Origin of the sequence: Roseibium sp. HPY-6, from assembly GCF_040530035.1 — a bacterium.
In the GTDB taxonomy this organism is placed as follows: domain Bacteria; phylum Pseudomonadota; class Alphaproteobacteria; order Rhizobiales; family Stappiaceae; genus Roseibium.
Map to the genome: position 1 here is coordinate 2,937,167 of NZ_JBEWCD010000002.1, position 26,797 is coordinate 2,963,963.

General features: G+C 54.6%; 24 protein-coding genes. 11 read left to right on the forward strand and 13 right to left on the reverse strand.

Annotated features, from left to right (window positions below; all coding sequences use genetic code 11):
• Positions 1–51: 51 nt before the first annotated feature.
• Both ABVF61_RS24580 and ABVF61_RS24585 read right to left on the reverse strand, forming a co-directional pair.
• The gene (locus ABVF61_RS24580) at positions 52–1,803 is read right to left on the reverse strand and encodes a B12-binding domain-containing radical SAM protein (protein ID WP_353996161.1); all 1,752 of its coding nucleotides are present in this window, start codon (positions 1,801–1,803) and stop codon (positions 52–54) included.
• A gap of 1,015 nt (positions 1,804–2,818) precedes the next feature.
• Entirely contained in the window at positions 2,819–3,067 is a 249-nt protein-coding gene (locus ABVF61_RS24585; protein ID WP_353996162.1) for a hypothetical protein, read from the reverse strand.
• A 180-nt stretch (positions 3,068–3,247) separates the two neighbouring features.
• On the opposite strand from ABVF61_RS24585, the gene ABVF61_RS24590 reads away from it, so the two are divergent.
• A complete protein-coding gene (locus ABVF61_RS24590) occupies positions 3,248–5,242 on the forward strand; it encodes an AfsR/SARP family transcriptional regulator (RefSeq protein ID WP_353996163.1) in 1,995 nt (664 codons plus the stop codon).
• On the opposite strand, the gene ABVF61_RS24595 is transcribed toward ABVF61_RS24590, so the two are convergent.
• Together ABVF61_RS24595 and ABVF61_RS24600 are read right to left on the reverse strand one after the other, a co-directional pair.
• The gene (locus tag ABVF61_RS24595; RefSeq protein WP_353996164.1) at positions 5,234–5,521 is read right to left on the reverse strand and encodes a hypothetical protein; all 288 of its coding nucleotides are present in this window, start codon (positions 5,519–5,521) and stop codon (positions 5,234–5,236) included. The genes ABVF61_RS24590 and ABVF61_RS24595 overlap by 9 nt on opposite strands.
• 71 nt (positions 5,522–5,592) lie before the next feature.
• Positions 5,593–5,871 (reverse strand): hypothetical protein, encoded by a 279-nt coding sequence (locus tag ABVF61_RS24600; protein WP_353996165.1) that lies wholly within the window; start codon positions 5,869–5,871, stop codon positions 5,593–5,595.
• 285 nt (positions 5,872–6,156) lie between these two features.
• On the opposite strand from ABVF61_RS24600, the gene ABVF61_RS24605 reads away from it, so the two are divergent.
• A complete protein-coding gene (locus tag ABVF61_RS24605; protein ID WP_353996166.1) occupies positions 6,157–7,542 on the forward strand; it encodes a YcaO-like family protein in 1,386 nt (461 codons plus the stop codon).
• Positions 7,543–7,688: 146 nt separating this feature from the next.
• On the opposite strand, the gene ABVF61_RS24610 is transcribed toward ABVF61_RS24605, so the two are convergent.
• The gene (locus tag ABVF61_RS24610; protein ID WP_353996167.1) at positions 7,689–8,237 is read right to left on the reverse strand and encodes a CAP domain-containing protein; all 549 of its coding nucleotides are present in this window, start codon (positions 8,235–8,237) and stop codon (positions 7,689–7,691) included.
• Positions 8,237–9,073, reverse strand: coding sequence for a phosphodiesterase (locus ABVF61_RS24615; protein WP_353996168.1), 837 nt, complete (start codon positions 9,071–9,073; stop codon positions 8,237–8,239). The genes ABVF61_RS24610 and ABVF61_RS24615 overlap by 1 nt, the downstream gene beginning before the upstream one ends.
• Positions 9,074–9,240: 167 nt before the next feature.
• On the opposite strand from ABVF61_RS24615, the gene ABVF61_RS24620 reads away from it, so the two are divergent.
• The 4 genes from ABVF61_RS24620 to ABVF61_RS24635 all read left to right on the forward strand — a co-directional run bounded on the left by ABVF61_RS24620 (position 9,241) and on the right by ABVF61_RS24635 (position 13,141).
• The gene (locus tag ABVF61_RS24620) at positions 9,241–11,115 is read left to right on the forward strand and encodes an ArnT family glycosyltransferase (RefSeq protein WP_353996169.1); all 1,875 of its coding nucleotides are present in this window, start codon (positions 9,241–9,243) and stop codon (positions 11,113–11,115) included.
• Positions 11,096–12,007: a phosphatase PAP2 family protein gene (locus ABVF61_RS24625; RefSeq protein ID WP_353996170.1), complete on the forward strand. Its 912-nt coding sequence runs from the start codon at positions 11,096–11,098 to the stop codon at positions 12,005–12,007. Before ABVF61_RS24620 ends, ABVF61_RS24625 begins: the two co-directional genes overlap by 20 nt.
• The gene (locus ABVF61_RS24630) at positions 12,004–12,765 is read left to right on the forward strand and encodes a glycosyltransferase family 2 protein (RefSeq protein ID WP_353996171.1); all 762 of its coding nucleotides are present in this window, start codon (positions 12,004–12,006) and stop codon (positions 12,763–12,765) included. The genes ABVF61_RS24625 and ABVF61_RS24630 overlap by 4 nt, the downstream gene beginning before the upstream one ends.
• 61 nt (positions 12,766–12,826) lie before the next feature.
• The gene (locus tag ABVF61_RS24635; protein ID WP_353996172.1) at positions 12,827–13,141 is read left to right on the forward strand and encodes a lipid-A-disaccharide synthase N-terminal domain-containing protein; all 315 of its coding nucleotides are present in this window, start codon (positions 12,827–12,829) and stop codon (positions 13,139–13,141) included.
• A gap of 45 nt (positions 13,142–13,186) precedes the next feature.
• Here ABVF61_RS24635 and metC read toward each other — a convergent pair whose 3' ends face one another.
• The gene (gene metC / locus ABVF61_RS24640; RefSeq protein ID WP_502950017.1) at positions 13,187–14,365 is read right to left on the reverse strand and encodes a cystathionine beta-lyase; all 1,179 of its coding nucleotides are present in this window, start codon (positions 14,363–14,365) and stop codon (positions 13,187–13,189) included.
• A gap of 462 nt (positions 14,366–14,827) precedes the next feature.
• Here metC and ABVF61_RS24645 point away from each other — a divergent pair, with 462 nt between their 5' ends.
• The 5 genes from ABVF61_RS24645 to ABVF61_RS24665 all read left to right on the forward strand — a co-directional run bounded on the left by ABVF61_RS24645 (position 14,828) and on the right by ABVF61_RS24665 (position 20,034).
• Positions 14,828–15,847 (forward strand): amino acid ABC transporter substrate-binding protein, encoded by a 1,020-nt coding sequence (locus tag ABVF61_RS24645; RefSeq protein ID WP_353996174.1) that lies wholly within the window; start codon positions 14,828–14,830, stop codon positions 15,845–15,847.
• 226 nt (positions 15,848–16,073) lie between these two features.
• Positions 16,074–17,279, forward strand: a complete 1,206-nt coding sequence (locus tag ABVF61_RS24650; RefSeq protein WP_502950018.1) for an amino acid ABC transporter permease — start codon at positions 16,074–16,076, stop codon at positions 17,277–17,279.
• A 12-nt stretch (positions 17,280–17,291) separates the two neighbouring features.
• The gene (locus ABVF61_RS24655) at positions 17,292–18,443 is read left to right on the forward strand and encodes an amino acid ABC transporter permease (protein WP_353996176.1); all 1,152 of its coding nucleotides are present in this window, start codon (positions 17,292–17,294) and stop codon (positions 18,441–18,443) included.
• Between the two features lie 69 nt (positions 18,444–18,512).
• Complete coding sequence (locus tag ABVF61_RS24660; RefSeq protein ID WP_353996177.1) at positions 18,513–19,316, forward strand: amino acid ABC transporter ATP-binding protein; 804 nt, start codon at positions 18,513–18,515, stop codon at positions 19,314–19,316.
• A gap of 85 nt (positions 19,317–19,401) precedes the next feature.
• Positions 19,402–20,034, forward strand: a complete 633-nt coding sequence (locus ABVF61_RS24665; RefSeq protein ID WP_353996178.1) for a TIGR02117 family protein — start codon at positions 19,402–19,404, stop codon at positions 20,032–20,034.
• Between the two features lie 43 nt (positions 20,035–20,077).
• On the opposite strand, the gene sseA is transcribed toward ABVF61_RS24665, so the two are convergent.
• The 6 genes from sseA to ABVF61_RS24695 form a co-directional block, all read right to left on the reverse strand.
• Positions 20,078–20,923, reverse strand: a complete 846-nt coding sequence (sseA, locus tag ABVF61_RS24670; RefSeq protein WP_353996179.1) for a 3-mercaptopyruvate sulfurtransferase — start codon at positions 20,921–20,923, stop codon at positions 20,078–20,080.
• A gap of 9 nt (positions 20,924–20,932) precedes the next feature.
• Entirely contained in the window at positions 20,933–21,406 is a 474-nt protein-coding gene (locus tag ABVF61_RS24675) for a GFA family protein (protein ID WP_502949991.1), read from the reverse strand.
• 20 nt (positions 21,407–21,426) lie between these two features.
• On the reverse strand, positions 21,427–22,143 hold the full coding sequence (locus ABVF61_RS24680; protein WP_353996180.1) for an alanyl-tRNA editing protein: 717 nt from the start codon (positions 22,141–22,143) through the stop codon (positions 21,427–21,429).
• Positions 22,144–22,241: 98 nt separating this feature from the next.
• On the reverse strand, positions 22,242–23,138 hold the full coding sequence (locus tag ABVF61_RS24685; RefSeq protein ID WP_353996181.1) for an NAD(P)/FAD-dependent oxidoreductase: 897 nt from the start codon (positions 23,136–23,138) through the stop codon (positions 22,242–22,244).
• Between the two features lie 895 nt (positions 23,139–24,033).
• Positions 24,034–25,548, reverse strand: coding sequence for a cardiolipin synthase (cls, locus tag ABVF61_RS24690; RefSeq protein WP_353996182.1), 1,515 nt, complete (start codon positions 25,546–25,548; stop codon positions 24,034–24,036).
• 26 nt (positions 25,549–25,574) lie between these two features.
• Positions 25,575–26,609 carry a cysteine synthase A gene (locus tag ABVF61_RS24695; protein ID WP_353996183.1) on the reverse strand — a complete coding sequence of 345 codons (1,035 nt, stop codon included), beginning with the start codon at positions 26,607–26,609 and terminating at the stop codon, positions 25,575–25,577.
• Positions 26,610–26,797: the final 188 nt, after the last annotated feature.

The following is a 26,797-nucleotide window of genomic DNA, read 5'->3' on the forward strand; positions in this document are numbered from 1 at the left end:
GAGTTGGACGTCAGGCGCTGCCTGAGTACGCACCCAGGAAGTCTTTAAGGTCTACTTCGCGGCGACAGTTTTTCGAGCGACTTCCGGGGCACCGTGGGTGTTCGGGATTGCTTCCTTGAACACCTGAATGAGTTCCATTTCCTCTTCTTCCGCGTCGCTGGTCGGCGTCAGGGCAAGGTCGGTGTAAGCCTTTCGGTTTTCATCCGCCAATACGCGCTTTAGCGCCGGCCTGAATTTCAGGAACAAACGGGCCCAGGAAAAAGCGACGAAAGCGGCTTCGACAGCCCGTTTGGGATAGAAAATGAGCGGATGTTCAAGTTTCATCCCCGATCTGCGTTGGTTCCGGTGCTTTCGCCGAACGATACCGCATTCAAGCGGATGCACCTTTTCAATAAGGATGGCCCCGAGAAAGTGGATCATTGACGAATAGAGTGCCTTGGTGCGCGCACCCCGCGCTGCGTCGCGTCGCAACACCGTTTCCACGTGATCGGGCGTATAAAACTGTCTCCAGCTGTCAAAATAGACCTGTTCCCACTCCTGTTCCGTCATTTTCGGATGATGTGTGACCCGGTGATTGAGGTCGTATTTGTTGAAATCCGGATCCATCCAGACGCCCTTGGAGGCAAGTACCTTGTGATCTTCCGAACCGGGAAGGGGCGTCAGAAAGAAGAACTCGATAAGGTCAAGTGGGAGCTCTTTCTTGATGATCTCGATGTTTCGGTGAATCTTTTGAGGCGTGTCGTCCGGAAAGCCGAGAATGTAGCCGGCATAGGTTATCACGCCAGCGTCTTTCCAGGCCTGCAGCATCTTGCGGTATTCCCAGATCTTGTTTTGGCGCTTCTTTGCGGCCGTTAGAGCATCCGGATCTATGTTTTCTAGCCCTATGAATACGCGCGCACATCCGGCACGTGCAGCCTTTTCGATAAAACCGGGAAGCCGGTAGCAAAGCGTGTCGACCTGCAGCGTGAGTTTGAATTTGAGCCCCTCTTCCTCGCGAAGATAGATCAGCCGGTCGAGAATGATTTCCCAGTTCTTGTTTCTGGCAAAGTCGTCATCCGTGATGAAAAAGCGCCGGATGTTCTGCGCAGCGTTCGCGCGAATGATCTCCTCAATGTCGTCGGGGGTGCGGAAGCGGGACTTGCGCCCCTGCACATTGATGATGGTGCAGAAGGAGCATTGGAAGGGGCATCCGCGGCCCGCGTCGAAACTCGTATATGCGCCGGCCATTTTCCGCACCGCGTCTGCCGGCAGGATCGGCTGCACCGCGCCTTCGAGATGCGGCAGGTCTTTCATGAAGTTATAGAGTGGTTTCAGCTCGCCGTTCCAGGCATCGCTCAAGAGAGCATCCATGCGCCCCTCTGCTTCACCCGCGTAAATACTGAGCCCAATTTTCTGGGCATCCAGTATTTCCTGCGGTACGTCAGGCAGCATCGCGATACTGCCTGCCGCGTGAAATCCGCCCGCTGCTACCGGTATTCCGGCGTCAATGAAGTCTTTTGCAATATCGACTGCGCGGGGGAACTGATTGGTCTGGACCCCGACAAGTCCGACGAAGCAGCCGTCGGCTTGCTTCAAATCCCTGATGAGTTTTTTTGTTTCGACTTTTGTATTCGTCTCGTCGATGACGTCGATTTCAATTGAAACGTCATGCCCGAGGGTTTTGCGCTCGCTGCAGTCTTTTATCAGGCCGAATACCGAAGCGAGCGAATTGGAAGGGATCGGAGCGCGCAGCCACTGGATGACATAGCCTTCATCGTCATAGTGCGAGGGCTTGATCAAAAGGACTGCAAAGCGCTTGGACATATTTTCCAGGCTCCGTTCTTACGCGCGTACATAAAGGAGCTTACCGACTTCTCAAGCGGCTACTTTCACGGAATGCATCGGTTACCGCAAGGGAAATTTCGCAGATCGTTTCGATCGTATCGGCCGAAGTGAACCTTCCCTGGCGGCGATACATCAATCCTGGTCTTGGGTCTTTCGTGTTAGGGCAAAGAATGTAGCCGGTAACTCCGTAACTGCGATTGGAGAGCGATACGATGGGCATGCATAAATACTTGTGCAGTGCAGTATTTTCGGCACGTTAATTTATCAACATCTTATCAACAATTGCGTAAGTGTCTGTTGAAAGCTGATGTTTCGACTGGACAGATACCGGCCAAACGAGCACCATAATACCCACTACTGGTTCGGAACCGATGGCGGTTTGGCAACCGCATAACGGCCCGGAAACCCAGTAGCCCATGCCGGAGCTGGTGAGCGTACCGTCACACGGAAATCGCGACCGGGCCTTCGGGTGCCACATGGGATACGCCGGACGCATTCACGTGAAGCGAAGGGCGTCCCGGTATTCCGGTGAACGGCGGGTTATCCGTATGATCGGCGCGAGCATGAGATCTTGTGGTTTCTTGGTCGCGGGCTGGAAGTTTCTTCGGGAGCGACCGGCCGGTGTAAAAGCGGAGAGTGTTGACGCATGGTGGCTGCTCAGCGCCATTCGTCAAAACAAAATCTTCCTTTAACGCAGGGGGGGCGCTGGTTACGGCCAGCGTCCTTTTTCTTTTGTCAGCCAAAAGAGACACATCTGTCGTCAGCGGCATGCATTGCGCGAACAGCCTGCGCCAAACATGCCTCGACACTTAAGCTGGGGCGCATGCGCCGACATTCAAAGCTGCAAAAAACTTTTCTGGGGATTGGTTTGACGCCAATGGAGAATTTACGTTCCAGGGTATCTGGCGACACCAGACATCTACACCCGGAAAAACCGGTCCGCTTCGCGCGAACCGGTGTTTTGGGTCTGTGATATTAAGGGCCTGCGCGGCGCTTAGGACTTTCTTTGCTCAGCGTTTGGCTGGCCCACCATAAGCGGTGTGATCTTCGTTTTGAGAATCATGTCCAGTTCCTCAGACCCATCCTCAAGCGACTGCAAGGCCATGTCGAGGCAATAGGAGCAGAAGGTGCGACCGTCCTTGTCGGCCTCTTTCTTTGTGTAGCGGATCATTCTTTTGATCGCTTCGACCGCAGGTTCCTGCTCAATTGCAGTGCGATCTGACTTACTGACTGTCTTTGACATTATACTACCCACCAGTATTCGATTTTCCATTTGCAGCGAAGCTGCCGTAACCATCCACAGGAAGCATGCTGTTGCAGCGTGATATTAGCGTGATAAAGTATTGTTGTATATCGGGTTGTGTGGCATTGGCTTTTGCGTTTCTAAGCTACGGTAAACGTGTGGTTCAAATACGGGGAATTGATGGCAGACGCGTACTGCTTCGCATGTCTTGGTCGCCCGTTACTCCTGGGCGAAAATGGTGAGCCCGTCGCGGTAAAAACCCGTAAAGCCCTGGCAATTATGGGTTATTTGAGCCGCATCAACTCCATGAACTCGCCGAGGGAGAAGCTCGCGGATCTGTTGTGGAGCGGTGCTGAGAGACCCAAGGCGATGCAGTCGCTGCGCCAGGCGTTGCGCCAACTCAAGACCGCGGAAGAAGAGGCGGGTGTTGACGCTGTCCAATCGTCAAGTGGCGACGTCAGGCTCGATCCGGAATCGTTTTCTTCGGACCTGGCTGCTTTGTTGCGGTTGCTCGAACGAGGTCAGACGGAAGATTTCCAGGAGGCCGTAGAGCTTTGGCGGGGAGACTTTCTCGCTGGTTTTGAAGACATTGATTCCGAGTTCTCCGACTGGCTACAGGTTGAGCGCGAGCGTGTGCGTTCTGAAGTCGCGACGGCAACTTTCAGGCACCTCAATCAGATCTCAACAGCTGACGGCGGTTTGAATGCCGAGGCGGGCGCGCGATTTTTGTTGAAGGTGGATCCGGCTCTAGAAGCGGCGCACCGGGTCTTGATCAAGCTCTACCTCAAGCTTGGTCAACGTGAGCGCGCGGAGCAGCAGCTCAAAGCCTGCGAACGCGAAATGAAACTGCACCTGGATGCGGCCCCGGACCAGGAAACGGTCGCGTTGCTGATCGATGCAAATGAGAAAAAAAGTTTTTTGCAAGAACCAAGGCGACCGGGAGATGTTGCTCCGGCCATTGCAAATCACCCTGTTTCATCCAAGGTCATTCAATTACCGTCGATATCGATCATATCGGCGTCCCTGGCAATGGCTGGCGGCAACGACGCGATACACCTGAGAGAGGAAATCGTTTCTGGATTGTCATCCTTCCGCTCGTTCGATCTTTATCAATCCGAGTATTTCGGCGAAGAAAACGCACCTGATGCTACGTTGATCGAGGGTTACGAACTTGGCAGCTATCTGCTGAGGTTCAGGCATGATGAGCGATCCAACAAAGTCGTCGTGCAATTCGAAGATCGCGCAACCGGCCAGATTGTATTTAATGAGATCGTTGATCTGACGCTCTGGGACGGCGTGTTTCAGGCAGCAAGCCATATTGTCAGTCGGATACACTCACATTCAATATCCAGACTTCAAAACCCGGCGAACACATCGGTATTTGCCAGATGGTGCCAGGCGGAAGCGCTTTTGTGGGATTTCACGCCGCAATCTGACGAAAAAGCGATGAGGCTCCTGAACGAGTTGGAACAAACAAACAGCTCATTTTCCAGGACTTATGCAGGAAAGGCCTCCATCGTCATGAAGCGCGAATTGCATTATCCGCTTCACGACAACAATTTCAATCTGGACATGAATAGTCCTTTGAACCTTGCCGAAAAAGCGATCATGCTCGACCCTTGGCAAGCGGTGAACCTTCGTGTTTATGGCTGGGCATCCATTTTGGCCAACATGCCGGACGAAGCGAAGAGAGCCTTTCAGAACGCGAGCAGATTAAGTTCTGCTGACCCTGCAAATCTGATGTCTGTTGCTGAAGGCCTGGCATTTTCTGGAGATGTTGCAGAGGCGCGGGCGATTGCGGACCGTGCGTTCTCGCTGTGTGCGTTTGTTCCGCGTGTCTTTTACGAGTATTTGGCAAACATTTCTTTTGCTGCCGAAGACTATGAGGGTGCCATCAGACAAATTGAACGCAGTGCTGGGAATAGCGTGAGCGGACTAACGACACGAGTCGCAGCGTTGATTTGTTCCGACCGTGAAGATGAGGCAAATCAGATACTTCAGCGATACGGTGACCATCGATCGGCGCTTTTGAAGAACTCTCCCGTCGGCACGGACAACCTCGATCTTTGGAGGACGAAGATCAACTTTTTCCAGAACACCAGGATCCGAGCGAACTTCGATAGGGGGGCAGAGGTTGTTCAAAGGTTCCTGGCGGGTGGCTCGCGCTCAGTTTAGTGCAAATGTTTGCGTCAGACTAGACAAGTATTCCGGATTACCATCCTGAATTTTTTTGTCATTTAACTTAAACGGAACAGCAACTGCTCGCGGAAATTTTGAGCGATCGACTATTTTGAATTCGATCAGGTCTACAGTTTGTTGTGGAAGATTGATTGAAGCTAGAGTTTTTGCTGGGTTGTTACGAAATTCACTCAAGAAATTTTTATCTTCTGCCGCTTTTGCAATCAATTTACCGAGCGATTTGATGTTGTGTTGATGGTAGGGAAATCTTGCCATTTCTTGCAGTCTCCGAGTTTGCGTCCGAGTGGCAGAACCACTCGGACGAATATTGAACAATCGCAATCAGATCATTCGGGCACGTCTTCGTAGAGGCAGTTACCCAGTGCAGCCCGGCCGAGTTCTTCGAAATAGGTCTCGTCGTCCGCAGCTACACGATCCTTGTCCACTTCTGCAGGTACGATGATGTGCACGAGGTCAGCGGTATCGGCAAAAATCTTCACGTCCGAAGAAACGCCGAGTTCGCCTAAAATGTCTGCTGGGTTCTCGATCAGTTCTTCTCGGGTGTCGCGGTCTTGAATGATCGCGCCAAGTTTTGCACCGATTTCCAATTGGGTTTTTGAAGTCATTTTTGCGTGCATAGTGAGCCTCATGAAGTTTAAGTTGAACTTTGACTTGGCGGGTGATTGGATGGTCACATGGCCAACCCGAAATAAGTCAAACATTAGTAAAATGTTGTTATCGTTCTATTTTTACTATTGTTCGACTGCTTTCGAGAAAAATATAAGACGATAAAAAAATATTGCTCAATAGCGGTTTCTTACTTTTACAATTGCCACAATTGTAAGGGGAGGCTTGTATTTCACGGATACTTCGGTTGAGTTTGATTTACTGGGCAGCGAAGGTGGTTGAGCATGCGCACCGAAATGATTGATGTGTCGAAGATGTCCGCAGCGTTGCGTGCTGATCTCATGCGGCTTGGGCTGATGCAGCCCGTAAAAAAGAACGCTGCACCGGATACCTGTGAAGCCCACATTGACCTCTGTTTGTTTCTGCCTTTGCTGTCCGACCATGACATCCGCCTGGTACCCATGGTCCGCGACGGATGCCCCGTTCAGTTTTGTACCGGTACTTTGAAAATCAATATCGCCGGCGACTGGCGTGCCGGGAGAAATGCGAACGTAATTCCAGCGGGCGGGCAGGCGGATACATTAAGATCTGCAGCTTTTGGTTGTTTAGGTGAACTAGCTGAGCGATTGAGTCTTTGTCGTGCCGGAGAAGACGATCAGAGGATCGTGGTGCGACAGGAATTGCTACCAGAAGTAGAGATTGCAAATCTACTCGGGCTAAGTGAAACTCAAAGCAGGAGAGCGGCGCGGCGCTTGGCTGATGGTGGTAAAAAACTGGATGCGAAAACTCCAGATTGGGGGTGCGTGTCAGAAAGCCACGTGGTTCTGCGGCGCCTTCAAGGGGAAGAGGTTGTGCAATGTCCGAGTTTCGGCATTTTGTTTCGCGACTTGGACCTGGGTAAGGGGCAGGAATTTGGATTTGCGTCCACCGTTGGATGCGCGGTCTGGCATAGTCATGAGGGTGCGAGGCGCCGTGCGTTGCTTGAACTGGTCGAGCGTGATGCAGTCGGTCAAGCATGGTACAACCGCTTGGGGATAACTCATATACCTCGCGAGTTCGTGGATCCGGTCTTGGGTGAGGTTCTTTGTGGTTTTCTGGATGGAGAAGACCGCGAATGGCGGCTTTTTTCAGTTGATACCGATTTCGAAGTGCATGTCGTTATCGCGATATCGTATGAACCTGATGGGAAAATGTGTGCCTTTGGATCCGCCGCCGGTTTGAATATGCCGGCAGCTTGCAACGCGGCGGTAGAGGAAATGTTGCAATCCGAAAATGCGCTCGTGCTTATGGATAGGGCCTATCCTGTTGATACGGGAGCAACAACTTCTGCGACCAACATCCCCCGCCAGCTCGCCTATGCACGGCAAAAGTCAATCTTGGACGACTTGCCTATAAGAACCGCGGCAACTTCTCATCCCGCGCGGCATGATGCCTGTTTCACGCACGAAGACCTTCTAAGAAGCTGCATGGATCAGAATATAGAAATATGGGAATTTGACGCGACACGCGCCGATCTGAACATTCCGTGCGTCAAGCTCATTTCGAAAGACCTGTGCAGCTGGGAACCGCGTTTCGGCAAGAAGCGCCTTTATGACGGTGTCGTCAGAAGGGGGTTGCGGCGCGCGCCAGGGACGGAAGACGAGTTCCAAAAGCGTCCGTTTCCGTTTTAGACATAGGTAAAGCCGTGATTCGACGGCGCAGTTTGCCCGAACGTCAAAAAACGGCTGCGGCACTCGGGACCCGGGGCGTCTATCTCCGGATATATTTTGTTGTGCCCAATCTCTGGACAAACCGGCAGGTCACGCCCGTCCCAATTCTATTGGAGAACCGGACGCCCGTCCTCTTTTGGCCGCGCAAGTGTCATGACCCAGAAATTCCGCCACGTTCCGGTGTTGCGATTTGTCCGGGCGATACCCACACGGGTGACATACGGATTGAGTAGGTTTTTGTTGTGCCCTTCCGAACCCTGCCAGCCTTTGAATGCGGCTGGCAGGTCCGCGTAACCCGCACCGAGATTTTCTGCACCGGCATAATTCGTGTAGCTGGCCTTGCTGAGCCGTTGGGACAGTCCGAAGGCACTGTGCTGCCAGGTATCCATGCTGTCCCGCTCTGCAATGTGGCGCGCCATTTTTTGCGAAACATCGTCAAGTGCCGGATCGTGTTTCAGGGCCGGAAGTCCGTTTTGCCTCCGGTAGGAATTGATGAGTGACAGGAGCTGGCTTTTGTCGACCGTTTGATCCGAAAGAACGGTTTTGTCCTCAAGATCACTGTTGCCCGGCAAAACGCTACAGCCGGCAACCAGTGCCATGCTGAAAAGCAACAGCACGAATTTAAGGTGACTGAAGTGCCTTTGGACAAACTGCATTAGGTTTCATCTCCCGGCCACGTCACGCCCGGATCTGCAAAGAAGTGATAGGGACCCGGGTAGCTTTCGACATAAGCCATGTGAGTCACCAGGCCGGTTTTCCGAGTGTGGTGGTGCACGAAAAATGCCGGTGGTTCGAAATTGAACATGGCCGGGCCGTCTTCTGCGAGATCGAGCTGGACCTGATGGCCTGTACTTGGCGCGAGTGTCATGATTTTATTTGCAAAACTTGCAATGATCGGCCGGTGGATGTGACCGCAGAGGATCCTCTCGACATGATCGTGCCGGGACAGGATTTCTTCCAGTTCGGGTGCATCCGTCAGCCCCATCATGTCCATATGTACGATACCGGAAAGTGCCGGCGGGTGATGGAGCGCGATCATGGTAGGCGCATCGGTCTCCTGCAGTGTCTTGTCGAGCCATGACAATTGCTCTGCCCCAAGCTTCCCCTCCGGACTGCCGGGCAAGTGCGAATCGAGAGCGATGAGGGCGACGTCGCCGATCATCTTCATGTAATAGATCTTGTCGGTCGCACTGTCACAAATTCCGGGGAATTCTTTCATCTCCTGGCGCATGCCCGAGCTGCTGTCATGATTTCCGGGCATAAGAAACACCGGTACGTCGATGCGCGACAGCAGGTCTCTCGCGACCGCATATTCCCGAGGGTCGCTGCGATCGGTCAAATCGCCCGTAACCACGACGGCGTCAATTTTGGGGGTAAACGCGAGCAGTGAGCGCACAGCGCGTTCTGCAAGCATGTTGGTATCGGACACCCGATAGCAGGCAAGACCTTTCGGTCGAAGGTGCAAATCTGTTATCTGCGCAATAAGGGTCATTTGAAATCCTGAAGACTCAGCGAACCATTCCAGTTAAGGACGATAGCCAAGCGCTTCACGAGGGCAAGCACTTGTTTCCCTTTTTCGAACTCTCATGTAGGAGAGGTTTCCGGGCGGTGGCGAACACCAAGCTGCATTTCGGCGGCGGAGGTTGGAAACGGCATTAGATGGCAGAAAAGAGTGATACCCAAAAGCTTCAGGGCGACGCGGCCGAGGATCAGTCCGTCGCGCACGAGGCCCGAGAAGCCGAAGATGCCGGCAGAGAAGGCCCGGAAGGAACAGCGGCAGACAGCGCCGCGACGGAAACACAACCTGCCAGCATTCGAAAGCCTGTCTGGCTCAGAGTTTTCGGCCACGACGTTACCGCACCGTTCTTGCTGCTTTTCTTGTCGCTTCTGCTGTTTGTTCCGGGGCAATGGACCGTACCACCGCTGGATCGGGACGAACCCCGCTATACCCAGGCGACAAAACAGATGCTGGAAACCGGTGACTATGTCGACATTCGGTTTCAAGATCAGGCCCGGCACAAAAAGCCGGTTGGAATCTACTGGCTACAAGCTGCCGCGGTAAAGCTGACCGGAAATGGCGTCGATGCACCGTTGTGGGTGTATCGCTTGCCCTCAATTATCGGAGCAACGCTGAGCGTGTTGGCCAGCTTCTGGATGGCGCGCGCTTTCCTTGGACCTGCAGGTGCGCTTCTTGTGGGCGGCTTTGTGTCGCTTGCCATCATTGTCGGGGTCGAGGCGCGTCTTGCAAAAACGGACGCCATGCTGTTTGCAACGGTTGTCATTGCACAAGGTGCTCTGGCGCGCATCTGGCTCAGGGATGCCGGAGAACGCATCTGGGGGCTCAGTTTCCTGTTTTGGACTGCACTGGCCGCAGGCGTATTGATCAAGGGACCGGTTGGACTGATGGTCGTTGGTCTGACTGTAGCCGGCCTCATGATCCTGAAGCGGCAGGTCCGCTGGTTCAAGGCGGCGGCTCCGGTTATCGGAATTGTCTGGCTGCTGCTGTTGGTATCTCCATGGTTTGTCGCCATCTGGATCGCAACCGACGGCACATTCTTCACCGAGGCCATAGGCCGGGATTTCTTGGGGAAAGTCGGGCAGGGCCAGGAAGGGCACGGAGCGCCGCCGTTAACGCATCTGGGAGCCATGTTCGGCATATTCTGGCCTTTGCCTGCGTTTTTCCTGATCGCGTTGCCCTTGATCTGGAAAGAGCGCGCAAGTCCGCTTGTGACTTTCGCGATTGCCTGGTTCGTCCCGACCTGGGTCGTTTTCGAACTCGTGGCGACGAAGCTGCCACACTACACGTTGCCCATATTGCCGGCGCTTGCGTTACCTGTCGCCGCAGCGCTCCTGGAAGGAGCTGGCGAGCAGACCGGAAAATGGATGAAGCGTCTGGCGGCGGTTTTGCTGGCGCTGCCACCCGTTGGTTTGGCAGCGGTCGCCTTCGCCGGCCCATTCGTGCTCGGCATCTGGCCATCGCCGCCTGGGGTTGTCATCGTCGCGATTGGCGGAGTTTTCGGGATAGCTGCAGCCTCAAGATTGTTCCGTGGACCGGCGCTCTATGCCTTTCCGGCCACATCATTGAGCGCGGTTTGCGTCGCGATTGGCATCTGGGGCTTCGTCGGCCCGGCACTCACGCCTATCTGGGTAAGTCCGCGGCTGGTAGCTGCGCTCGATGAAGTTCCCGGTTGCCAGAGCGGTGCGACGCGGCAAGTTGTCACTTCCGGATTTCACGAACCGAGTTTCATATTCCTGGAGGGAACGGGAACACGTATCGTCTCACCGAAAGACGCCGCCGAGTTTCTGGCTCAAAAGGACGCTCAGAGCGAGGGTACTTGCCGCGTCGCCGCCATAGAAAGCCGGGAAGAAGCCGCGTTTTTGACGTCCGCCAAGGAGTTTGGTCTTGTGCCGGTGGTCAGAAAAAGGGTAGACGGCCTCAATATTAATGGCGGCGACAACGTCGACATTGCTCTTTACCAGAATGACAGTGCGGCAAAAGGTGCAGAAAGCGGAAATGACGAAGAGCAGCAATAATGTCTGGCGGATACTTGCGCGTATGCGCGGCAATATCCGGCGGGCTCAAATGCTGTTCAAGGGCCGCAAGGAGAGGGCGCGCGACAGCCTCGATCCCCTGTCGCCGGGTCAAAGGCCGCAGGACATACTGGCTGTCTTGCTGTTGACGGTCGGTGTTGCAGTCGTTGTTTTCGACGTCCCGACATATCCGTGGCTGCGTTCACTTCCGGGCGAGTACCGGAATGCGTTTCGGGCTTTCACCGATTTCGGCAAGGCGGACTGGATCTTGCTGTCAACGGGTTTGACATGCTTGTTTCTTCTCGCACTTGACGCGGGCCGTTATGCGTTCCGCATCCGCATGGCGATAGGCTCGGTATTCACATATGCAACCTTTATCTTCTATTCCGTGGCAGCCACCGGCCTGATCGCGATTGCTTTCAAGTGGTCGCTCGGGCGTGCCCGTCCGAAGCTTTACGAACAGGTTGGCCCGGTTCGCTTTGACTTTCTGGCATTCGACGGAACGTACACGAGCTTTCCCTCCGGACATTCGACGACGGTCGCAGCACTGGCGACCGCACTTGCCTTTATCTTTCCGTCCTATCGCTGGCTCATTATTGTCGCCGCCTTTTGGGTGGCATTCAGCCGCGTTATGGTCGGTGCGCATTACCCGAGCGATGTCATTGCCGGAACGCTGCTCGGCATGACGTTCACTTTCTTCACGGTCAGGGCGATGGCGCGGCGCCGGATCGGTTTCCATCTTTCACCGTCAGGTAAAATCGAGCCGAATATGAACGTTCGTTCTGCGAAAGCCTGTGTGCGTGCGGTTTGGCAGGCTCTTCGAGGTCAACGCGGCGTCAACCGCGTACCGAACGAGCGGGCACGCACGGAAGATACAGAACGGACGGTTTCATGACGAAGAGCTTTCTTGAGCACGTTGCGACCGACAAGGGTGCGCTGGCTGTGACGGTTGTCGTCCCGGCCAAGGACGAGGCCGAGAACCTGCCTATCCTTCTCGATGAGATCGAGGCCGCTCTGCAGGCAAGAGCGTTCGAGGTCATTGTGGTCGACGATGGCTCGACGGACGGAACAGACATTGTTCTTCAGGATTATGCCGCCACGCACGATTGGCTGAGGCCGGTCCGTCACGAGAAATCATGTGGGCAAAGCTGCGCCGTCAGAACCGGTTTGCAGCATGCACGCGGCGATGTCGTTGCCACGATTGACGGTGATGGTGAAAACAATCCGGCCTATATTCCCAAGCTTCTGGATGCGCTCGAAGCTGCCGGCCCTGCAACCGCGCTTGCCGCGGGTCAAAGGTTGGGACGAAAGGCGAGCCTGGCGAAGAGATACGCATCTAGATTTGCCAACAAGCTCCGCGGCGCGATTTTGAAGGATAAAACACGTGACAGCGGCTGCGGCCTGAAAGCGCTCAGGAGAGAGATCTTTCTGCAACTGCCTTATTTCGACAGCTGGCATCGTTTTTTGCCAGCTCTCGTGATCAGGGAAGGTTTCGACGTCGTTCATATTGATGTTCAGGACCGGCAACGACGGCATGGCACGTCGAAATACGGAATTTTTGACCGCGCGCTCGTCGGCGTGTTGGATTTGTTCGGTGTGTGGTGGCTTCGCCGCCGGCGCAAAAAAATTCCCACTGTCCGGCCTTTGACCTAACGGACGATCGAAACCAACGCACAACGGGAAACCTGCCCGACTGGACCGACTGGATCTGCCCATGAGCGCTCTTTACGACTGGCTGTACACTGTATTCGTCGAGCAATTCGATTTTTGGATCATCTTGGGGTTCTTTGCCCAGGCCATGTTCATGATGCGGTTCGTGATCCAGTGGATCGCGTCCGAGCGTGTCGGGAGGTCGATTGTGCCGGTCGCCTTCTGGTTCTTTTCCATAGCCGGAGGATCGCTGCTTCTGATCTATGCGATTCAACGGCAGGATCCTGTATTTATCGCGGGTCAGGGGCTCGGACTCGTCATTTATTTCCGGAACCTCTGGCTGATTTTCAAGGAAAAACGGCGCGACCCGACGATCTGAGGCCGCACCGTTTTGCTTCGATCTGATCAATAAGCTTTCTAATGATTAGCCGAATGCCTTGACGAGCGCCTGTTCGATATCCCGGATCAGGTCCTCCGGATCCTCCAGCCCGATATGCAGGCGGACGGAACGCCGATTTTCATCAAAACGCGTTGTTGATCTCGCGCCCTTGAGCTTCACTGGAATAGCAAGGCTTTCAAAACCGCCCCACGAATATCCGAGGCCGAACAAGGTAAGAGCATTGAGGAAGGCATTTGACTGCTCTTTTGTCGTTCCTTCAATGAAATCGAACCCGCACAGGCCGGAACTGCCGGAAAAGTCGCGTTTCCAGATTGCATGGCCCGGATCAGACGGAAGGGCAGGGTAGCGGATAGTCCCAATCATGGGCAGATCTTTCAGCCATTCGAGAACCGCGTGCGTGTTTCGCTGGTGCCTTTCAAGACGCACGGACATTGTGCGAAGGCCACGAAGTCCGAGAAAGGCATCGTCGGGCGCTACGTGACCGCCAATCGCGCCATAGAAGTCATTAAGACCATCCCAGGCTCGTTCACTCGCTGCCACAGTGCCGAGCATCGCGTCGGAATGCCCAACGATGTACTTTGTCCCCGCCTGAATTGACAGGTCGACACCAAGGGCAATCGGCTGGCAGAAAAGCGGCGTCGCCCAGGTGTTGTCCATGAGCACCATGGCGCCGATTTCGCGTGCGGCCTGTGCAATTGCCGGGATGTCCTGCATTTCAAAGGTGAGCGAGCCCGGCGCTTCGGTAAACACCGCAGCCGTGTTTGGCTTGAACCGCGACTTGATTTCTGCCCCTATCAACGGATCGTAATACTCAGCGCTGATACCGAATTTCGGCAAGACCGTATCCGAAAAATGGCGCGTCGGATGATAGGCCGTGTCGGTGATCAATATGTGATCACCGGATTTCACGCAGGAGAGGATTGCGAGGGAAACGGCACCCAAGCCGGAACTTGCAAGCCTTACGCCGGCTGCGCCTTCAAGTTCCTTGACCGTCTCTTCTAGAGAGTCCGTCGTTGGATTTCCGCGCCTTGCATAAGAGTATTTCTGACCGCCAGGTCGCATTGTCTCTACGTCGGGATATAGCACGGTCGATGCGTGGACAACCGGGGGATTGACGAAGCCGTGAAACGACTTCGGATCGCGCCCCAGATGCGCAAGTTTCGTATCCGGTTTCAGGGAAGATTTGGAATCGGAATTTGACATGTGGGATCTGTTTCGCGTGGGCGTGGAAGGGTCGTCGGCTTTTACCGGGTCGGGAGCGCTCACTCTAGACAATCCTCTGCCTTGCCAACAAGGCTTGTCGGACACTCTCAGCGCCTATGTCATGTTGGTAATTTGTTATTAGGGTTAATGCGCGCGCGAATTTTCCAGGATCGAGTGAACTCATTTTGAGCATTGAATGATTTCGATTTAGCCATGTTCGCTATTTGTGCATTGAACCGCGATGAATTTGAACGCCGCTTGCGAATTTTGACGAGATAATGACAGCAAGTACTTGACCCGAACAGCTAAATGCCATCGTATGTGCACGTTGGGTGGAACGGGAGAATTCTGGAGGAAGCCGCTTAGAAGGCAGGCGCTCGTCCGCAAACGAAGCGCGAAGGGTTTTTCCGCTCGGTCCTGACACAATAAAAAGTATGGGTAACAAATAAAGGCTGCATATCCATGTCCAATAAAATCCTTCCACTCGTACTCGGCGCTGCAATGGGCGTCGCCGCTTCGACGGCTGCGGGTGCGACAACCCTGGAAGATGTCAAGGCAAAAGGCTTCATTCAGTGTGGGGTGAGCCAGGGTCTCCCGGGTTTCTCCAATCCGGATGCACAGGGGAACTGGACCGGTCTCGACGTTGATCTTTGCCGCGCAATGGCTGCTGCGGTGTTCGGTGATGCGTCGGCTGTTAAATTCACTCCGCTGTCCGCTAAAGAGCGCTTCACAGCGCTGCAGTCCGGCGAAGTGGACGTTCTGTCCCGCAACACAACCTGGACGATGTCTCGCGACACCCAGCTTGGTCTGAACTTCGCTGGCGTCAACTACTACGACGGTCAGGGCTTCATGGTTCGCAAGGACCTGGGCGTTACGTCCGCACTTGAGCTGTCTGGCGCTTCAGTCTGCACGAACACCGGTACAACCACCGAGCTGAACGTTGCCGACTACTTCCGGGCGAACAACATGCCGTACGAAATCGTCGCTTTTGAAAAAGCTGACGAGGTTGTTGCTGCTTACGATGCGGGCCGTTGTGACGTCTACACAACAGACGCCTCTGGTCTTTACGCTCAGCGTCTGAAGCTCACAAACCCGGGCGATCACATGGTTCTGCCGGAAATCATTTCCAAAGAGCCACTTGGTCCGGTTGTCCGCCAGGGTGATGATGAGTGGTTCAACGTCGCCAAGTGGACGCTTAACGCCATGATCAACGCTGAAGAACTTGGCGTGACTTCCGCGAACGTTGATGAAATGAAGTCTTCCGACAATCCTTCGATCAAGCGCATGCTTGGCGTTGAAGGTGCGTTCGGCGAAGGCATCGGCCTGTCGAACGACTGGGCGTATAACGTCATCAAGAACGTTGGTAACTACGAAGAGTCCTTCAATGCCAACGTTGGTCCGGACACTCCGCTCGGCATCTCCCGCGGCGTGAACGCTCTTTGGAGCGACGGTGGTTTCCTTTACGCTCCGCCGATCCGTTAATCCTCATTTCTTATGAGGAAAAGGGGTTCCGGCAGACTTGCCGGAACCCTCAATAAAAGCCGCGCATAAAAGACCGGACAACCGGGAAACGCGTGGGGGAACAAACTGCTTCATAAGCCGATTGGGGAGCGCGCGACAGCGTGTTGCAGAAGCAGATAAGACGGGGAAGAGGAGAGGCTTCGAGCCGGGCTCTTTCCGTGAACTTGGGCGAGGTTCTATGTCAGTAATGGAGCAGGACTCGGCGGGGGCGCCGGCGCGTGCTTCGCTGATGAACGATCCAAAAGTCCGCGGTTATTTCTACCAGATGCTACTGGTGGTGTTGCTGCTGACTTTCGGATACATCATCGTGACGAACACTATCGCCAACCTGGAACGGCAAAACATTGCCTCAGGTTGGGGGTTTCTTGAGAATACTGCCGGCTTTGGCATTATTCAGTCGCTTGTACCATATACGGAAACCTCCAGTTACGGTCAGGCGATATTTGTAGGCTTTCTGAACACGGTTCTCGTTGCTGTCGTCGGTATTTTTTGCGCGACGATCATTGGCTTTGTTGTCGGGATCGCAAGACTTTCGAACAATTGGGTCATAAGCCGCCTCGCATACTGCTATGTAGAGCTGATCCGCAACGTTCCGCTTCTTCTCCAGATTTTCTTCTGGTATTTCGCGGTGCTTCGTGCGGTGCCCGGCAAACGCGAAAAATGGTCCTTGTTCGACACGTTCCATTTGAACATCGCCGGTTTGCGCGGACCCAAGCCGATTTGGGAACCTGGTGCCGAATTCATTGGCTATGCCCTCATAATCGCTATTGTCGCAACGGTTGCGGTCTCAAGGTGGGCGCGCAAACGCCAGGAAAACACGGGTCAGCAATTCCCGGTTTTCTGGACGGCGGTCGGTTTGATCATTGGATTGCCGCTGATCACTTATCTGGCGACCGGTATGCCAATACAGCTCGAGCACCCGAATTTTGTCGAGACCGGCCCGCGGCTGAGGCAGGGTTTTGAGCTCGGTGTCGGCTTCAACCTGATACCTGAGTTTCTGGCGCTGACGGCAGCCCTTGCGATTTACACGGCTGCTTTCATCGCGGAAATCGTCCGGGCGGGAATCCAGGCCGTGAGCCATGGTCAGACCGAGGCCGCTCACGCTCTCGGAATTCGCCAAGGTCCGACACTGCGCCTGGTCATCATCCCTCAGGCAATGCGGGTGATCATTCCACCGCTCACAAGTCAGTACTTGAACTTGACGAAGAATTCGTCGCTTGCAGTCGCTATTGCCTTCCCTGATCTCGTATCCGTCGGCGGTACGGTTTTGAACCAGACCGGTCAGGCAATCGAGATTATCGGCATCTGGATGGCGGTTTATCTGTCGCTCAGTCTGCTCACATCGGCCTTCATGAACTGGTACAACCAGCGCATGGCGCTCGTGGAAAGATAAGGAGCGCACAAGATGGCAAATTCTCAGATGTTCCAGATAAGAACGGAAGAAGCGCCGACCTTGCCGGCGCCGGTGTCGACCACCGGTGCTATCGGCTGGATGCGCAAAAACCTGTTTTCGTCGATTGGCAACACCATCCTGACCGTAATCGGTGTCCTGATTGCGTACTGGATGATTGCACCATTTATCCAGTTCGCGTTCATTGATGCTATATGGACCGGCGAAAACCGGGAAGCCTGCCTGCCTCAGGATGGTGGTCACGGCGGTGCGTGCTGGGCGTATGTTGAAGCATATTTCCCGCAGTTCATCTATGGACGGTATCCTTCTGCCGAAACGTGGCGTGTGGATATCGTCTACGCGCTGTTTGCGTTGCTCCTGATCCCACTTGCGATCCCGAGCGCGCCCTACAAGCGCACAAATGCGATCCTGTTTCTGGTCGTTTTCCCGATTGTTTCCTACTTCCTGCTGACCGGTCTTGTCATCGGCGGCACTGTCATCCTGCCAATTGTCGAGACGGCGGTCTGGGGTGGTCTACTGGTGACGTTGGTGATTGCGGTCACGGGTATCGTTGCCTCGCTCCCCTTGGGCATCGCACTGGCACTCGGCCGGCGCTCACAGATGCCGATCATCAAACTGGTTTCGATCATCTTCATCGAATTCTGGCGCGGCGTTCCGTTGATCACCGTGCTGTTCATGTCTTCGGTGATGTTGCCGTTGTTCCTTCCGGAAGGCGTGACGTTCGACAAGCTCCTGAGGGTTCTGATCGGGGTGACACTGTTCTCTGCGGCTTACATGGCGGAAGTCGTGCGCGGCGGTTTGCAGGCAATTCCGAAGGGGCAGTACGAGGGCGCAATGGCCTTGGGCCTGAGGTTCTGGCCGATGATGTATCTCATCATCCTGCCGCAAGCCTTGAAACTCGTGATCCCGGGGATCGTCAACACCTTCATCGGCTTGTTCAAGGATACGACGCTGGTTCTGATCGTGGGAATGTTCGATCTGCTCGGGCAGATCCAATCGTCCTTTACCGACCCAACCTGGTCCACACCAAGCCAGGGGCACACAGGATACCTGTTTGCGGCAATCGTGTTCTTTGTCTTCTGTTTCGGCATGTCACGATACTCCATATTCATGGAAAACAAGCTGCATACCGGACACAAACGCTAAAGAGTGAACCCCGGGGCGCGCGGTTCAGGCGCAGCGCCCCGGTCGAAAGACCTTCTGGAGTAAGACCTCATGACCGAGAATGCTGTAAACGCGGACGAGCTCGCTGCCGATCGCTCAAAGATGACGATTTCCGACACGGATGTGGCGATTGAAATCAACAATATGAACAAGTGGTATGGCGACTTTCATGTTCTGCGCGATATCAATCTGAAGGTGATGCGTGGTGAGCGCATCGTTATCTGCGGACCCTCAGGCTCGGGCAAGTCCACGATGATCCGCTGCATCAACCGTTTGGAGGAACACCAGGCGGGCCAGATCCTGGTTGATGGCATCGAGCTGACCAACGACCTGAAGAAAATTGACGAAATCCGGCGCGAAGTCGGCATGTGCTTTCAGCATTTCAACCTGTTCCCGCATCTGACCATCCTGGAGAATTGCACGCTCGCTCCGATTTGGGTTCGCAAGATGCCGAAGAAGGAAGCTGAGGATATTGCCATGCAGTATCTTGAGCGCGTCAAAATTCCCGAGCAGGCATTGAAATATCCCGGTCAGCTCTCCGGGGGGCAGCAGCAACGTGTGGCCATTGCGCGTTCGCTGTGCATGAACCCGAAAATCATGCTTTTCGATGAGCCGACGTCTGCGCTTGACCCTGAAATGATCAAGGAAGTTCTCGACGTTATGGTCGGCCTTGCCGAAGAAGGCATGACCATGCTGTGCGTGACCCACGAAATGGGTTTTGCCCGCAAGGTTGCCAATCGCGTCATCTTCATGGACGCCGGCCAGATCGTTGAACAGAACGAACCGGAAGACTTCTTCGTCAATCCGCAACACGAGCGCACGAAGCTGTTCCTCAGCCAGATCCTGCATCACTGATCTGTTTGCGTTGAAAGTGCTGATCGGCATCGCCCGAAAACTGTTGTTGGGTAGCGTGCTGATCGTAATAGGAGCAAGTCTTGCAGTGGGCCTTGGGATAGCGATCCCGGGGCCCATTTCTGTCTCATCTGATATTCAGGGGCCTGACGATACTGAAACGCGGCAGATCCTCGTCTTGTCAAATCCTATCCATACCGACATCGCGCTGCCAGCTGATCCAGACGTTCTGAAAGCACTGTCATTTGTGAGTGCTGAAGGACTGGAACTGGATTATCCGGGTGTTTTTTGGGTTGTTGTCGGTTGGGGCGGTCGCTCGTTTTATCTGGAAACACCGACCTGGGCCGATTTGAAGCCGGGACCGGTTTTCGATGCACTCACCTGGGATCGGTCGGTCATGCATGTTCGTAGGTCTGGGACGATCCCCTTCGAGCAAGAAAACGTGCGGGCACTGGAACTCAACTCGGAAGAATTTCAGAGTTTGCTGGAGGGCGTACAGGATAGTTTCCAGATTGATGAATCGGATCTTCCACGCGCAATCAAGGACGCATCCTATGATGCACACGATATCTTTTTTCCGGCAAAAGGCGGGTTCAACGCCCTTGTGGGGTGCAACACCTGGACAGCGCGCATGTTGCGGCTGGCGGGTGTTCGGACCGGTATTTGGACACCGCTCCCTTCAACGCTCAATTGGTCTCTCGATTTTCACGGATCCGGTTAAGGACCGATCGGCAAGACTGCCCATGCCTCCTCCTTAGTGGAGGTTAGGCGTCATCCGCGACAATGTCCGTGTCTTCCCTTCCGCCCCATTCGCTCCAGGATCCGTCATAGAGAGCAAGGTCTCGCGCTCCAAGAACAGTCAGACCAAGTGTCAGGATCGCGGCCGTAACACCGGAACCGCATGTCGTGGTGACCGGCTTTTGTAAATCTATGCCTGCAGCCTGATACAGTTCCTTCAGTTCTTCGCGTTGCCGGAATGTGCCGTCTTCGTTGAGCAACTGCGTGAAAGGCATGTTGAACGCCGTCGGCATATGCCCGGTGCGCAGCCCAGCGCGCGGTTCGGGGGCTGTCCCCGCAAAGCGGTCTGCGGACCTTGCATCCAGGATCTGGCGGTCGCCTGACTGAATGCTCTTTTTCATTTGGGAAAGATCAGCAACGGCACCGTGGTTCAGTCGCGCACTGAAATGGCTTTGCACGATGCGGGGCTGATCATCGGTCACCGGACGGTTTTCAGCACGCCATTTCGGAAAGCCTCCATCCAGAACAAAGACGCGTTCTGCGCCCATCGTCCGCAGGGTCCACCAGACACGGGGCGCGGAATAGAAACCAAAATCGTCATACACAACGACCGTTTGACCATCGCCGATCCCGAGTTTGCGCATGGCTGAAGAAAAGACGTGCGGGGCAGGCAACATGTGCGGAAGATCGGAGGTCTTGTCGCAGATTTCGTTCACGTCGAAAAATACGGCACCAGGAACATGGGCGTGCGGATAGACGGGCGGCGCGTCCGGATGGGTTACGGGCGGCATCCAGGCATTGATGATGGCAAGGTCCGGAGACTGGAGATGATCGGCCAGCCACTGGGTGCTGACGAGAGGATGGTCGGTCATGGCAGTTCCTTATGTCTCATAAAGCCCTTTGGACTTGTGCCAGTTTTCGATGGACAAATCCGGATAACGCCGAAAATGAACATGGCCTGGCCCGTCGGGTACGGAAACCCAGTCAGCCTTGAAGTCCAGCATGATATGGACGGTTTCCGGGGCGCTTGGCAAGGGCGTGTCGATTGCGCCGGCATGCGGGTGTACGAGTTCCGGCCAGCGCGGATCCCAAAGCCACAAATGCGCTCCGCATTGAGAGCAGAAATGCCTTTCAGCGGGGCTGGATTTCCCGTCTATCAGGGCGTTGTAGTGTGCCTTGTTTTCGGAGCCAATGACTTCAAGAGTATTTGCATCAGCCATGAGGTTGACAGCGTATCCGCCGCTGCCACCTATTTTCCTGCATATGGAACAGTAACAGCGCATGTAGGGGTAGGGGCATTTGCTCTCTACACGGAATTCAACCGATCTGCAGTGACAGCTTCCATTCAGGATCAAGGCAATGTCTCCAGTAATCGTCAGTCAACAAGACGGATGCGTACACGCCTGTTCTGTTTGCCCTTCTTTTCGATTTTGCCAAGCGCAAGTTCGCCAATTTCGGAAGTTCTGGAGACGTGTGTGCCACCGCAAGGTTGAAGGTCGACATTGCCGCCGATTCTGACCAGACGAACGCGCCCGGATCCGCGCGGAGGTTTGACGGACATGGTTTTGACCAGATCGGGTTTTGCATCGAGTTCCGCATCCGTGATCCATTCCGTGGTCACTTCGTGATCGCCTGCAGCCAGTGAATTGAGTTTGCCTATAAGGGCTTCCTTGTCGACCGTTTCTTCGCCCATGTCGAAATCCAGACGGCCCTCAGCGTCTCCAATCTGCCCCCCTGTGACCGGAAAAGGCAGCGCAACAGAAAGCAGATGCAAGGCTGTATGAACCCGCATCAACCGGTAGCGTCTCGCCCAGTCTATGTGAGCGGTCAAGCGCGTGCCTGCCGAAGGAGGTGTTTGGCCCTCTGCCGGAACATGAACAATTGACGATTTGTCTTCGTCATAAACGGTTGTGGTGATCTCGATCCGGCTGCCGTCTTCCAGCTCAAGATATCCGCTGTCACCGGGTTGGCCTCCGCCCGTTGCGTAAAAAACGGTTCGGTCCAGTATGATGCCGTCCCGATCGTTTACGCCTGCAACCTCCGCATCGCATGTTCGAAGATAGGCATCATCGCGAAACAAAGGTGTGCTCATATTTTGGTCCTTTTGACGGAAACACTTTGGGGTGCGGCTAAACTCTCGAAGACCCGCCATAGTGACGAGCGATCGGGACCACATTTTCTGAGACAAGACTAGGTCTTGAAACAATTGTCCATAACAATCGTCGCGGCTGCCATATTGCCCATGTGAAATGCAGTCGGAGTGTTCTGATGCCCCGGATAAGTCAAATCTCCGGCGGCATAAATACCTGCTTCGGACGTTCGAAACCCTTCATCGACTTCAATGTAACCGGCGTCAGTAAGAGACAGGTTCAGTCCCGACATCAGGTCGCACTGAGTCTGATGTGGATAAACCAAAAGGCAATCAAGTTCTATCAGGCGACCGTCCGGCATTTCCGCATGGGTTATTGCGCCATCTTCATGATGAACCCGCACGGGAAGGCTGTCTTCCACGGCACTGCAAAGTTTTGAAAGTGTCTGTCGGCGCGCGGCGGTTGGTGACGCTGTTGAACCAAGAAAATAGATGAGCTGACTTGTCCAGTTGCGGTAGATTTCTGCAGCGTCAACGACTTCCGGCCGATGTGCATAGATGCCCCAACGTCTGCTCTGCCATTCAATGCCGTGGCAAAACGGACAATTAATGATGGTGTGACCCCAGCAAGCGCTCAAGCCTTTAAGCGGCGGCAATAGATCTCGCATTCCCGTTGCGAGCAATACAACGCCTGCCTGCAGCTTTTGCTCTTCGCCTATCAACACCTCGAAGCCCTCTTGCAGTCGTCGAATACCTGTGACTTCGCTTTCCAGGAACTCAGCATAGGGATAGGAAAGGATGTCTCGCCTTACAGTCTCGCGCAGCTCGGAAGGCGATGTTTTTTCCAGACCGGGAAGCGCCGCAACAAAAGGCGAGGATGCGTTTCTCGCAGGCTGCGCTGAATCGACGACCACCGAACGCATCAGCGAGCGCGACAAAGTCAATGCAGCAGCCAGACCCGCCGGACCGGCACCGATAATTGCGACCTGATAATCCATTGTGTTACGACCTCGATTGAAGCGTTGCCCGGGCGACGAGCAGGCTCAAGTTGGAAGTGCCCGTAACGGCTGCGAACACCCACGCAGAAGCGAAGCGAAGACGGTTCATGGTGGCTTCAGCCTTGTTGCCAGCATAGCGGCCTAAAAACCAACGCGGTGCGAACCGAAATGCCCAGTGCAACACTATGCACCGATAAACGACATTGTCACATCAGGAAACGAGCAGAAACCTATCGGCGCTTTCCGAAAGTTACGCCTCTGTCCACACGTCCAGAGTGGGACGTTGGCGCTCGACGCGGCATTGCGGGCGGTGGCGCCTGACGCGGCATTGTAGATGGCACTGCATGTCGCTGTGTCACAGGGTGCTGAAGCTTTCGAGGGGCTGCTTGAGCCCGCCGCTGCAACATACCTTGAGCGATGGCCCAGACAACAATTCCCATGCAGAGAAAGATCGTCAGAATCCTGTTCCAAAGATAGTCCTGTCCCACGGACGATGTGAGTTCACCGGAGGCATTTCCACGCAAAAGGACCAGCGTTTCCGGAGCTCCCAGCGCAAAGAAGAAATAGGATTGTTTTTGTTCTTCTTGTTGTTGAACATATTTATAATTGCAGGACTGGAACACAAAAACCCGTGTGCGGCATCTTCGCTCAGACGTTGGGATGTTGGCGTAAGACAGTGTCTCAGACTGCAGCTTAAAGTCCTTGATGATCGACCCGTCCATAAGAAACAGTCCGGGACCCGCCGCAAAAATAAAGATCAAACTAAGAACAAACTTCATGAAAGCCTCACTGAAAAACACTGTAGTGCGAACATGAAAAATGCACGTTAAAATAGATTTAAATCAGTTTGCTGCTTTTTAGCGTCCTTGTAGAATCTCCGATTAGATGCGCCTGCTCAAAGGATTGGAGAGAGCAACCGGGCACCTTGTGCAAAGACGCGGAAAACATAACTGCGGGAGCGAAATGCATCGGGCCAGGTGAGCTTTGCGTTTTCAAAGTCGTTCTCCAGCATCGCTTCCACGTTGCCGATCATGCGTTCATGGGTAAACCACAAGGTAAGCTCGAAATTGATCTGGAAAGAGCGGTTGTCGAAATTGACTGTTCCGATCGACACCAGATCGTTGTCCAGCAGGGTTACCTTTTGATGCAGGAAACCGTCTGTGTAACGATAAACCTTGACCCCGCGTTGTACCAGCGTGTCTTCATAAGCGTGACTGGCAAGCCATACGGTCCAGTGATCTCGTTTTTCCGGCAGTAAGATGCGAACATCGACGCCCCGCATCGAGGCAGCAGCCAGAGCGGTCTGAACATCCAGTGACGGCACGAGATAAGGTGTCGTAATCCAAAGCCGTTCCTTCGCACGCGCAGCAGCTTCAACAAAGGCAATCGCACATTCTTCCAGTTTATCCGCCGGGCCGGTCGGCATGACGAGAACGGATTCGTCCCCTGGCATGGGAATGTCCCGGACCTGAGGCAACTCAATACGCTCGCCACTTGCCCAGAGCCAGTCCTCGACAAAGGAAAGTGCGCACGCAACCGCCGCCGGGCCTTCAACTTTGACATGGGTGTCGCGCCATCTTCCGAACCATTTGTCGCGCCCGACATATTGGTCGGCAACATTGTGGCCGCCGACAAACGCTTCACGAAAATCGGTGACAACCAGTTTTCGATGATTGCGGTAATTCAGCCGCATCGGCCCCAACAGTCTGAGGAACTTATGATTCTCATTGAAGCCGCAAACCTCAACACCGGCTTCTTTCAACCGCGCGATATAAACATTCGAAAGCGAGTGGCTGCCAACGTCGTCATAAAGAAAATGGACCTTTAGACCGTCATGAGCCCTCGCGATGAGCGCATCTGCCATTTCCCGCCCAAGCGCGTCGTCGTGGATTGCGAAGAACTGAAAGAAGATCACATGTTCCGCACGCGCTATTGCCTGTTTGATTGCGGAGAATGTAGCGTCACCATCGATGAGCAGTTCTGCGGTATTGCCCGCAAGAAACGGGACGCCCGCAACCCGTGTCAGGACTGGCCAGTCTCGCGTTTCCTCATGATCCGTAAGCCCGAGTTCGTCGGCACGGCGCGCACGTTCGGCGCGCCCAAGCGAGGCTTGGATCTTGGCGTAATCCGCAAACGACCTCCACCCGAAAACGAAATAGAGCGGAACCGTTAGATAGGGGAGAAAGAACAGCGACAGGAGCCAGGCAACGGACCCTTGTGAGGTGCGTGAGTTCATGACTTCGCGCACAGAGCAAATTCCGGCCGTGAAATACATGAAGGCGACGAATGTCGCGACGAGGCCCAGGTTGTTGGCCATGATGTCGAGAATGCCGACATCAGTTACGGCGTCCTGGATCACCTCCTTTGCAGCGGCGTCATCTTTTGCCAGGGTTGGGTCGTCTTGCCCCATTTTTGGTCAAGCCAAGCTCAATCCGGTCATTCAAACGGAGGCTGAATATCAACGGTGCGCTCCAGCCAGTCGGGGACTGGGAGGTTCTTCGACCGCAGAAAGTCAGGATTGTACAGCTTGGACTGATACCGTGTCCCGTGATCGCACAGGATGGTGACAATCGTTTTGCCGGGACCGATTTCCTTTGCCAGGCGCCGCGCTCCTGCAAGGTTGATCGCTGATGAGCCGCCAAGGAGCAGGCCTTCTTTTTCAGCGAGATCGAAAACAATGGGAAGGGCGTCCTCGTCGGCGATCGTGTAGGCGTGATCCACCTTGACGTCCTCAACGATCACGGTCTTCCGTCCGAGCCCGATACCTTCCGAAATCGATCCACCTTCGGATGCCACGGCCTCTCCGGTGGTGAACAGGGACTGCATCGCCGCTCCGCGCGGATCCGCACAGCCGATGACAATGCCGGGCTTGTTTTCCTGAAGATACTGGGAGACGCCGGCGATCGTGCCGCCGGAACCGACGGCACAGATAAACGCATCGACCCTGCCGCCGGTTTGCGCCATGATTTCCGGGCCCGTTGTCAGATAGTGTGCCTTGCGGTTGTCGAGATTATTCCACTGATCCGCGAAGATGACGCCGTTTGGTTCTGTCTTCGCCATTTCGGCAGCAAGACGCCGTGCAACATGCTGATAGTTGTTTGGGTCCCTGAAGGGCTTCGCGGGAACCTCAACCAGCTCCGCACCGCAAAGCCGCAGCATGTCCTTCTTTTCCTGACTTTGCGTTTCGGGGATCACGATAACTGTCCGGTAGCCCCTGGCGCTCGCGACAAGCGCGATGCCTATGCCCGTATTCCCGGCGGTACCCTCGACGATAACACCGCCCGGTTTCAGATCGCCTCGCGCCTCTGCCTCCAGGATCATTTGCCGCGCCGGCCGGTCTTTAACACTCTGCCCCGGATTCATGAATTCAGCTTTACCGAGGATCTCGCAGCCGGTTTCTTCAGAAAGGGCCTTCAGGCGGATCAGCGGTGTGTTGCCAATCGCGTCGACAACAGAAGCGGACACAGTCATTGTTCTAATCCTGGCTGATCTGGCCGTGTGTTGGGCTTGGCCAGATGGAGAGTGATGAGTCCCGGACGCTAATGGCAGCAGCACCCCGGATCAAGTTTGCAATTTAAGCGCTGGATTAGCGAATGCCAGCTGCCGTTTACATTTTCCGATGGATTTTCTGCTAAACGATTGAAAGTGAGCATGGAGTT

What these genes read in the sequence shown, in the direction of transcription:
- ABVF61_RS24630 (WP_353996171.1), top strand. Translation starts at nt 12,004, where the DNA reads ATGACGAAGAGCTTTCTTGAGCACGTTGCGACCGACAAGGGTGCGCTG.
- ABVF61_RS24605 (WP_353996166.1), top strand. Translation starts at nt 6,157, where the DNA reads ATGCGCACCGAAATGATTGATGTGTCGAAGATGTCCGCAGCGTTGCGT.
- ABVF61_RS24595 (WP_353996164.1), bottom strand. Translation starts at nt 5,521, where the DNA reads ATGGCAAGATTTCCCTACCATCAACACAACATCAAATCGCTCGGTAAA.
- ABVF61_RS24585 (WP_353996162.1), bottom strand. Translation starts at nt 3,067, where the DNA reads ATGTCAAAGACAGTCAGTAAGTCAGATCGCACTGCAATTGAGCAGGAA.
- ABVF61_RS24650 (WP_502950018.1), top strand. Translation starts at nt 16,074, where the DNA reads ATGGAGCAGGACTCGGCGGGGGCGCCGGCGCGTGCTTCGCTGATGAAC.
- ABVF61_RS24635 (WP_353996172.1), top strand. Translation starts at nt 12,827, where the DNA reads ATGAGCGCTCTTTACGACTGGCTGTACACTGTATTCGTCGAGCAATTC.
- cls (WP_353996182.1), bottom strand. Translation starts at nt 25,548, where the DNA reads ATGGGGCAAGACGACCCAACCCTGGCAAAAGATGACGCCGCTGCAAAG.
- ABVF61_RS24580 (WP_353996161.1), bottom strand. Translation starts at nt 1,803, where the DNA reads ATGTCCAAGCGCTTTGCAGTCCTTTTGATCAAGCCCTCGCACTATGAC.
- ABVF61_RS24685 (WP_353996181.1), bottom strand. Translation starts at nt 23,138, where the DNA reads ATGGATTATCAGGTCGCAATTATCGGTGCCGGTCCGGCGGGTCTGGCT.
- ABVF61_RS24655 (WP_353996176.1), top strand. Translation starts at nt 17,292, where the DNA reads ATGGCAAATTCTCAGATGTTCCAGATAAGAACGGAAGAAGCGCCGACC.
- ABVF61_RS24645 (WP_353996174.1), top strand. Translation starts at nt 14,828, where the DNA reads ATGTCCAATAAAATCCTTCCACTCGTACTCGGCGCTGCAATGGGCGTC.
- ABVF61_RS24660 (WP_353996177.1), top strand. Translation starts at nt 18,513, where the DNA reads ATGACCGAGAATGCTGTAAACGCGGACGAGCTCGCTGCCGATCGCTCA.
- ABVF61_RS24615 (WP_353996168.1), bottom strand. Translation starts at nt 9,073, where the DNA reads ATGACCCTTATTGCGCAGATAACAGATTTGCACCTTCGACCGAAAGGT.
- ABVF61_RS24695 (WP_353996183.1), bottom strand. Translation starts at nt 26,609, where the DNA reads ATGACTGTGTCCGCTTCTGTTGTCGACGCGATTGGCAACACACCGCTG.
- sseA (WP_353996179.1), bottom strand. Translation starts at nt 20,923, where the DNA reads ATGACCGACCATCCTCTCGTCAGCACCCAGTGGCTGGCCGATCATCTC.
- ABVF61_RS24680 (WP_353996180.1), bottom strand. Translation starts at nt 22,143, where the DNA reads ATGAGCACACCTTTGTTTCGCGATGATGCCTATCTTCGAACATGCGAT.
- ABVF61_RS24620 (WP_353996169.1), top strand. Translation starts at nt 9,241, where the DNA reads ATGGCAGAAAAGAGTGATACCCAAAAGCTTCAGGGCGACGCGGCCGAG.
- ABVF61_RS24625 (WP_353996170.1), top strand. Translation starts at nt 11,096, where the DNA reads ATGACGAAGAGCAGCAATAATGTCTGGCGGATACTTGCGCGTATGCGC.
- metC (WP_502950017.1), bottom strand. Translation starts at nt 14,365, where the DNA reads ATGTCAAATTCCGATTCCAAATCTTCCCTGAAACCGGATACGAAACTT.
- ABVF61_RS24590 (WP_353996163.1), top strand. Translation starts at nt 3,248, where the DNA reads ATGGCAGACGCGTACTGCTTCGCATGTCTTGGTCGCCCGTTACTCCTG.
- ABVF61_RS24600 (WP_353996165.1), bottom strand. Translation starts at nt 5,871, where the DNA reads ATGACTTCAAAAACCCAATTGGAAATCGGTGCAAAACTTGGCGCGATC.
- ABVF61_RS24610 (WP_353996167.1), bottom strand. Translation starts at nt 8,237, where the DNA reads ATGCAGTTTGTCCAAAGGCACTTCAGTCACCTTAAATTCGTGCTGTTG.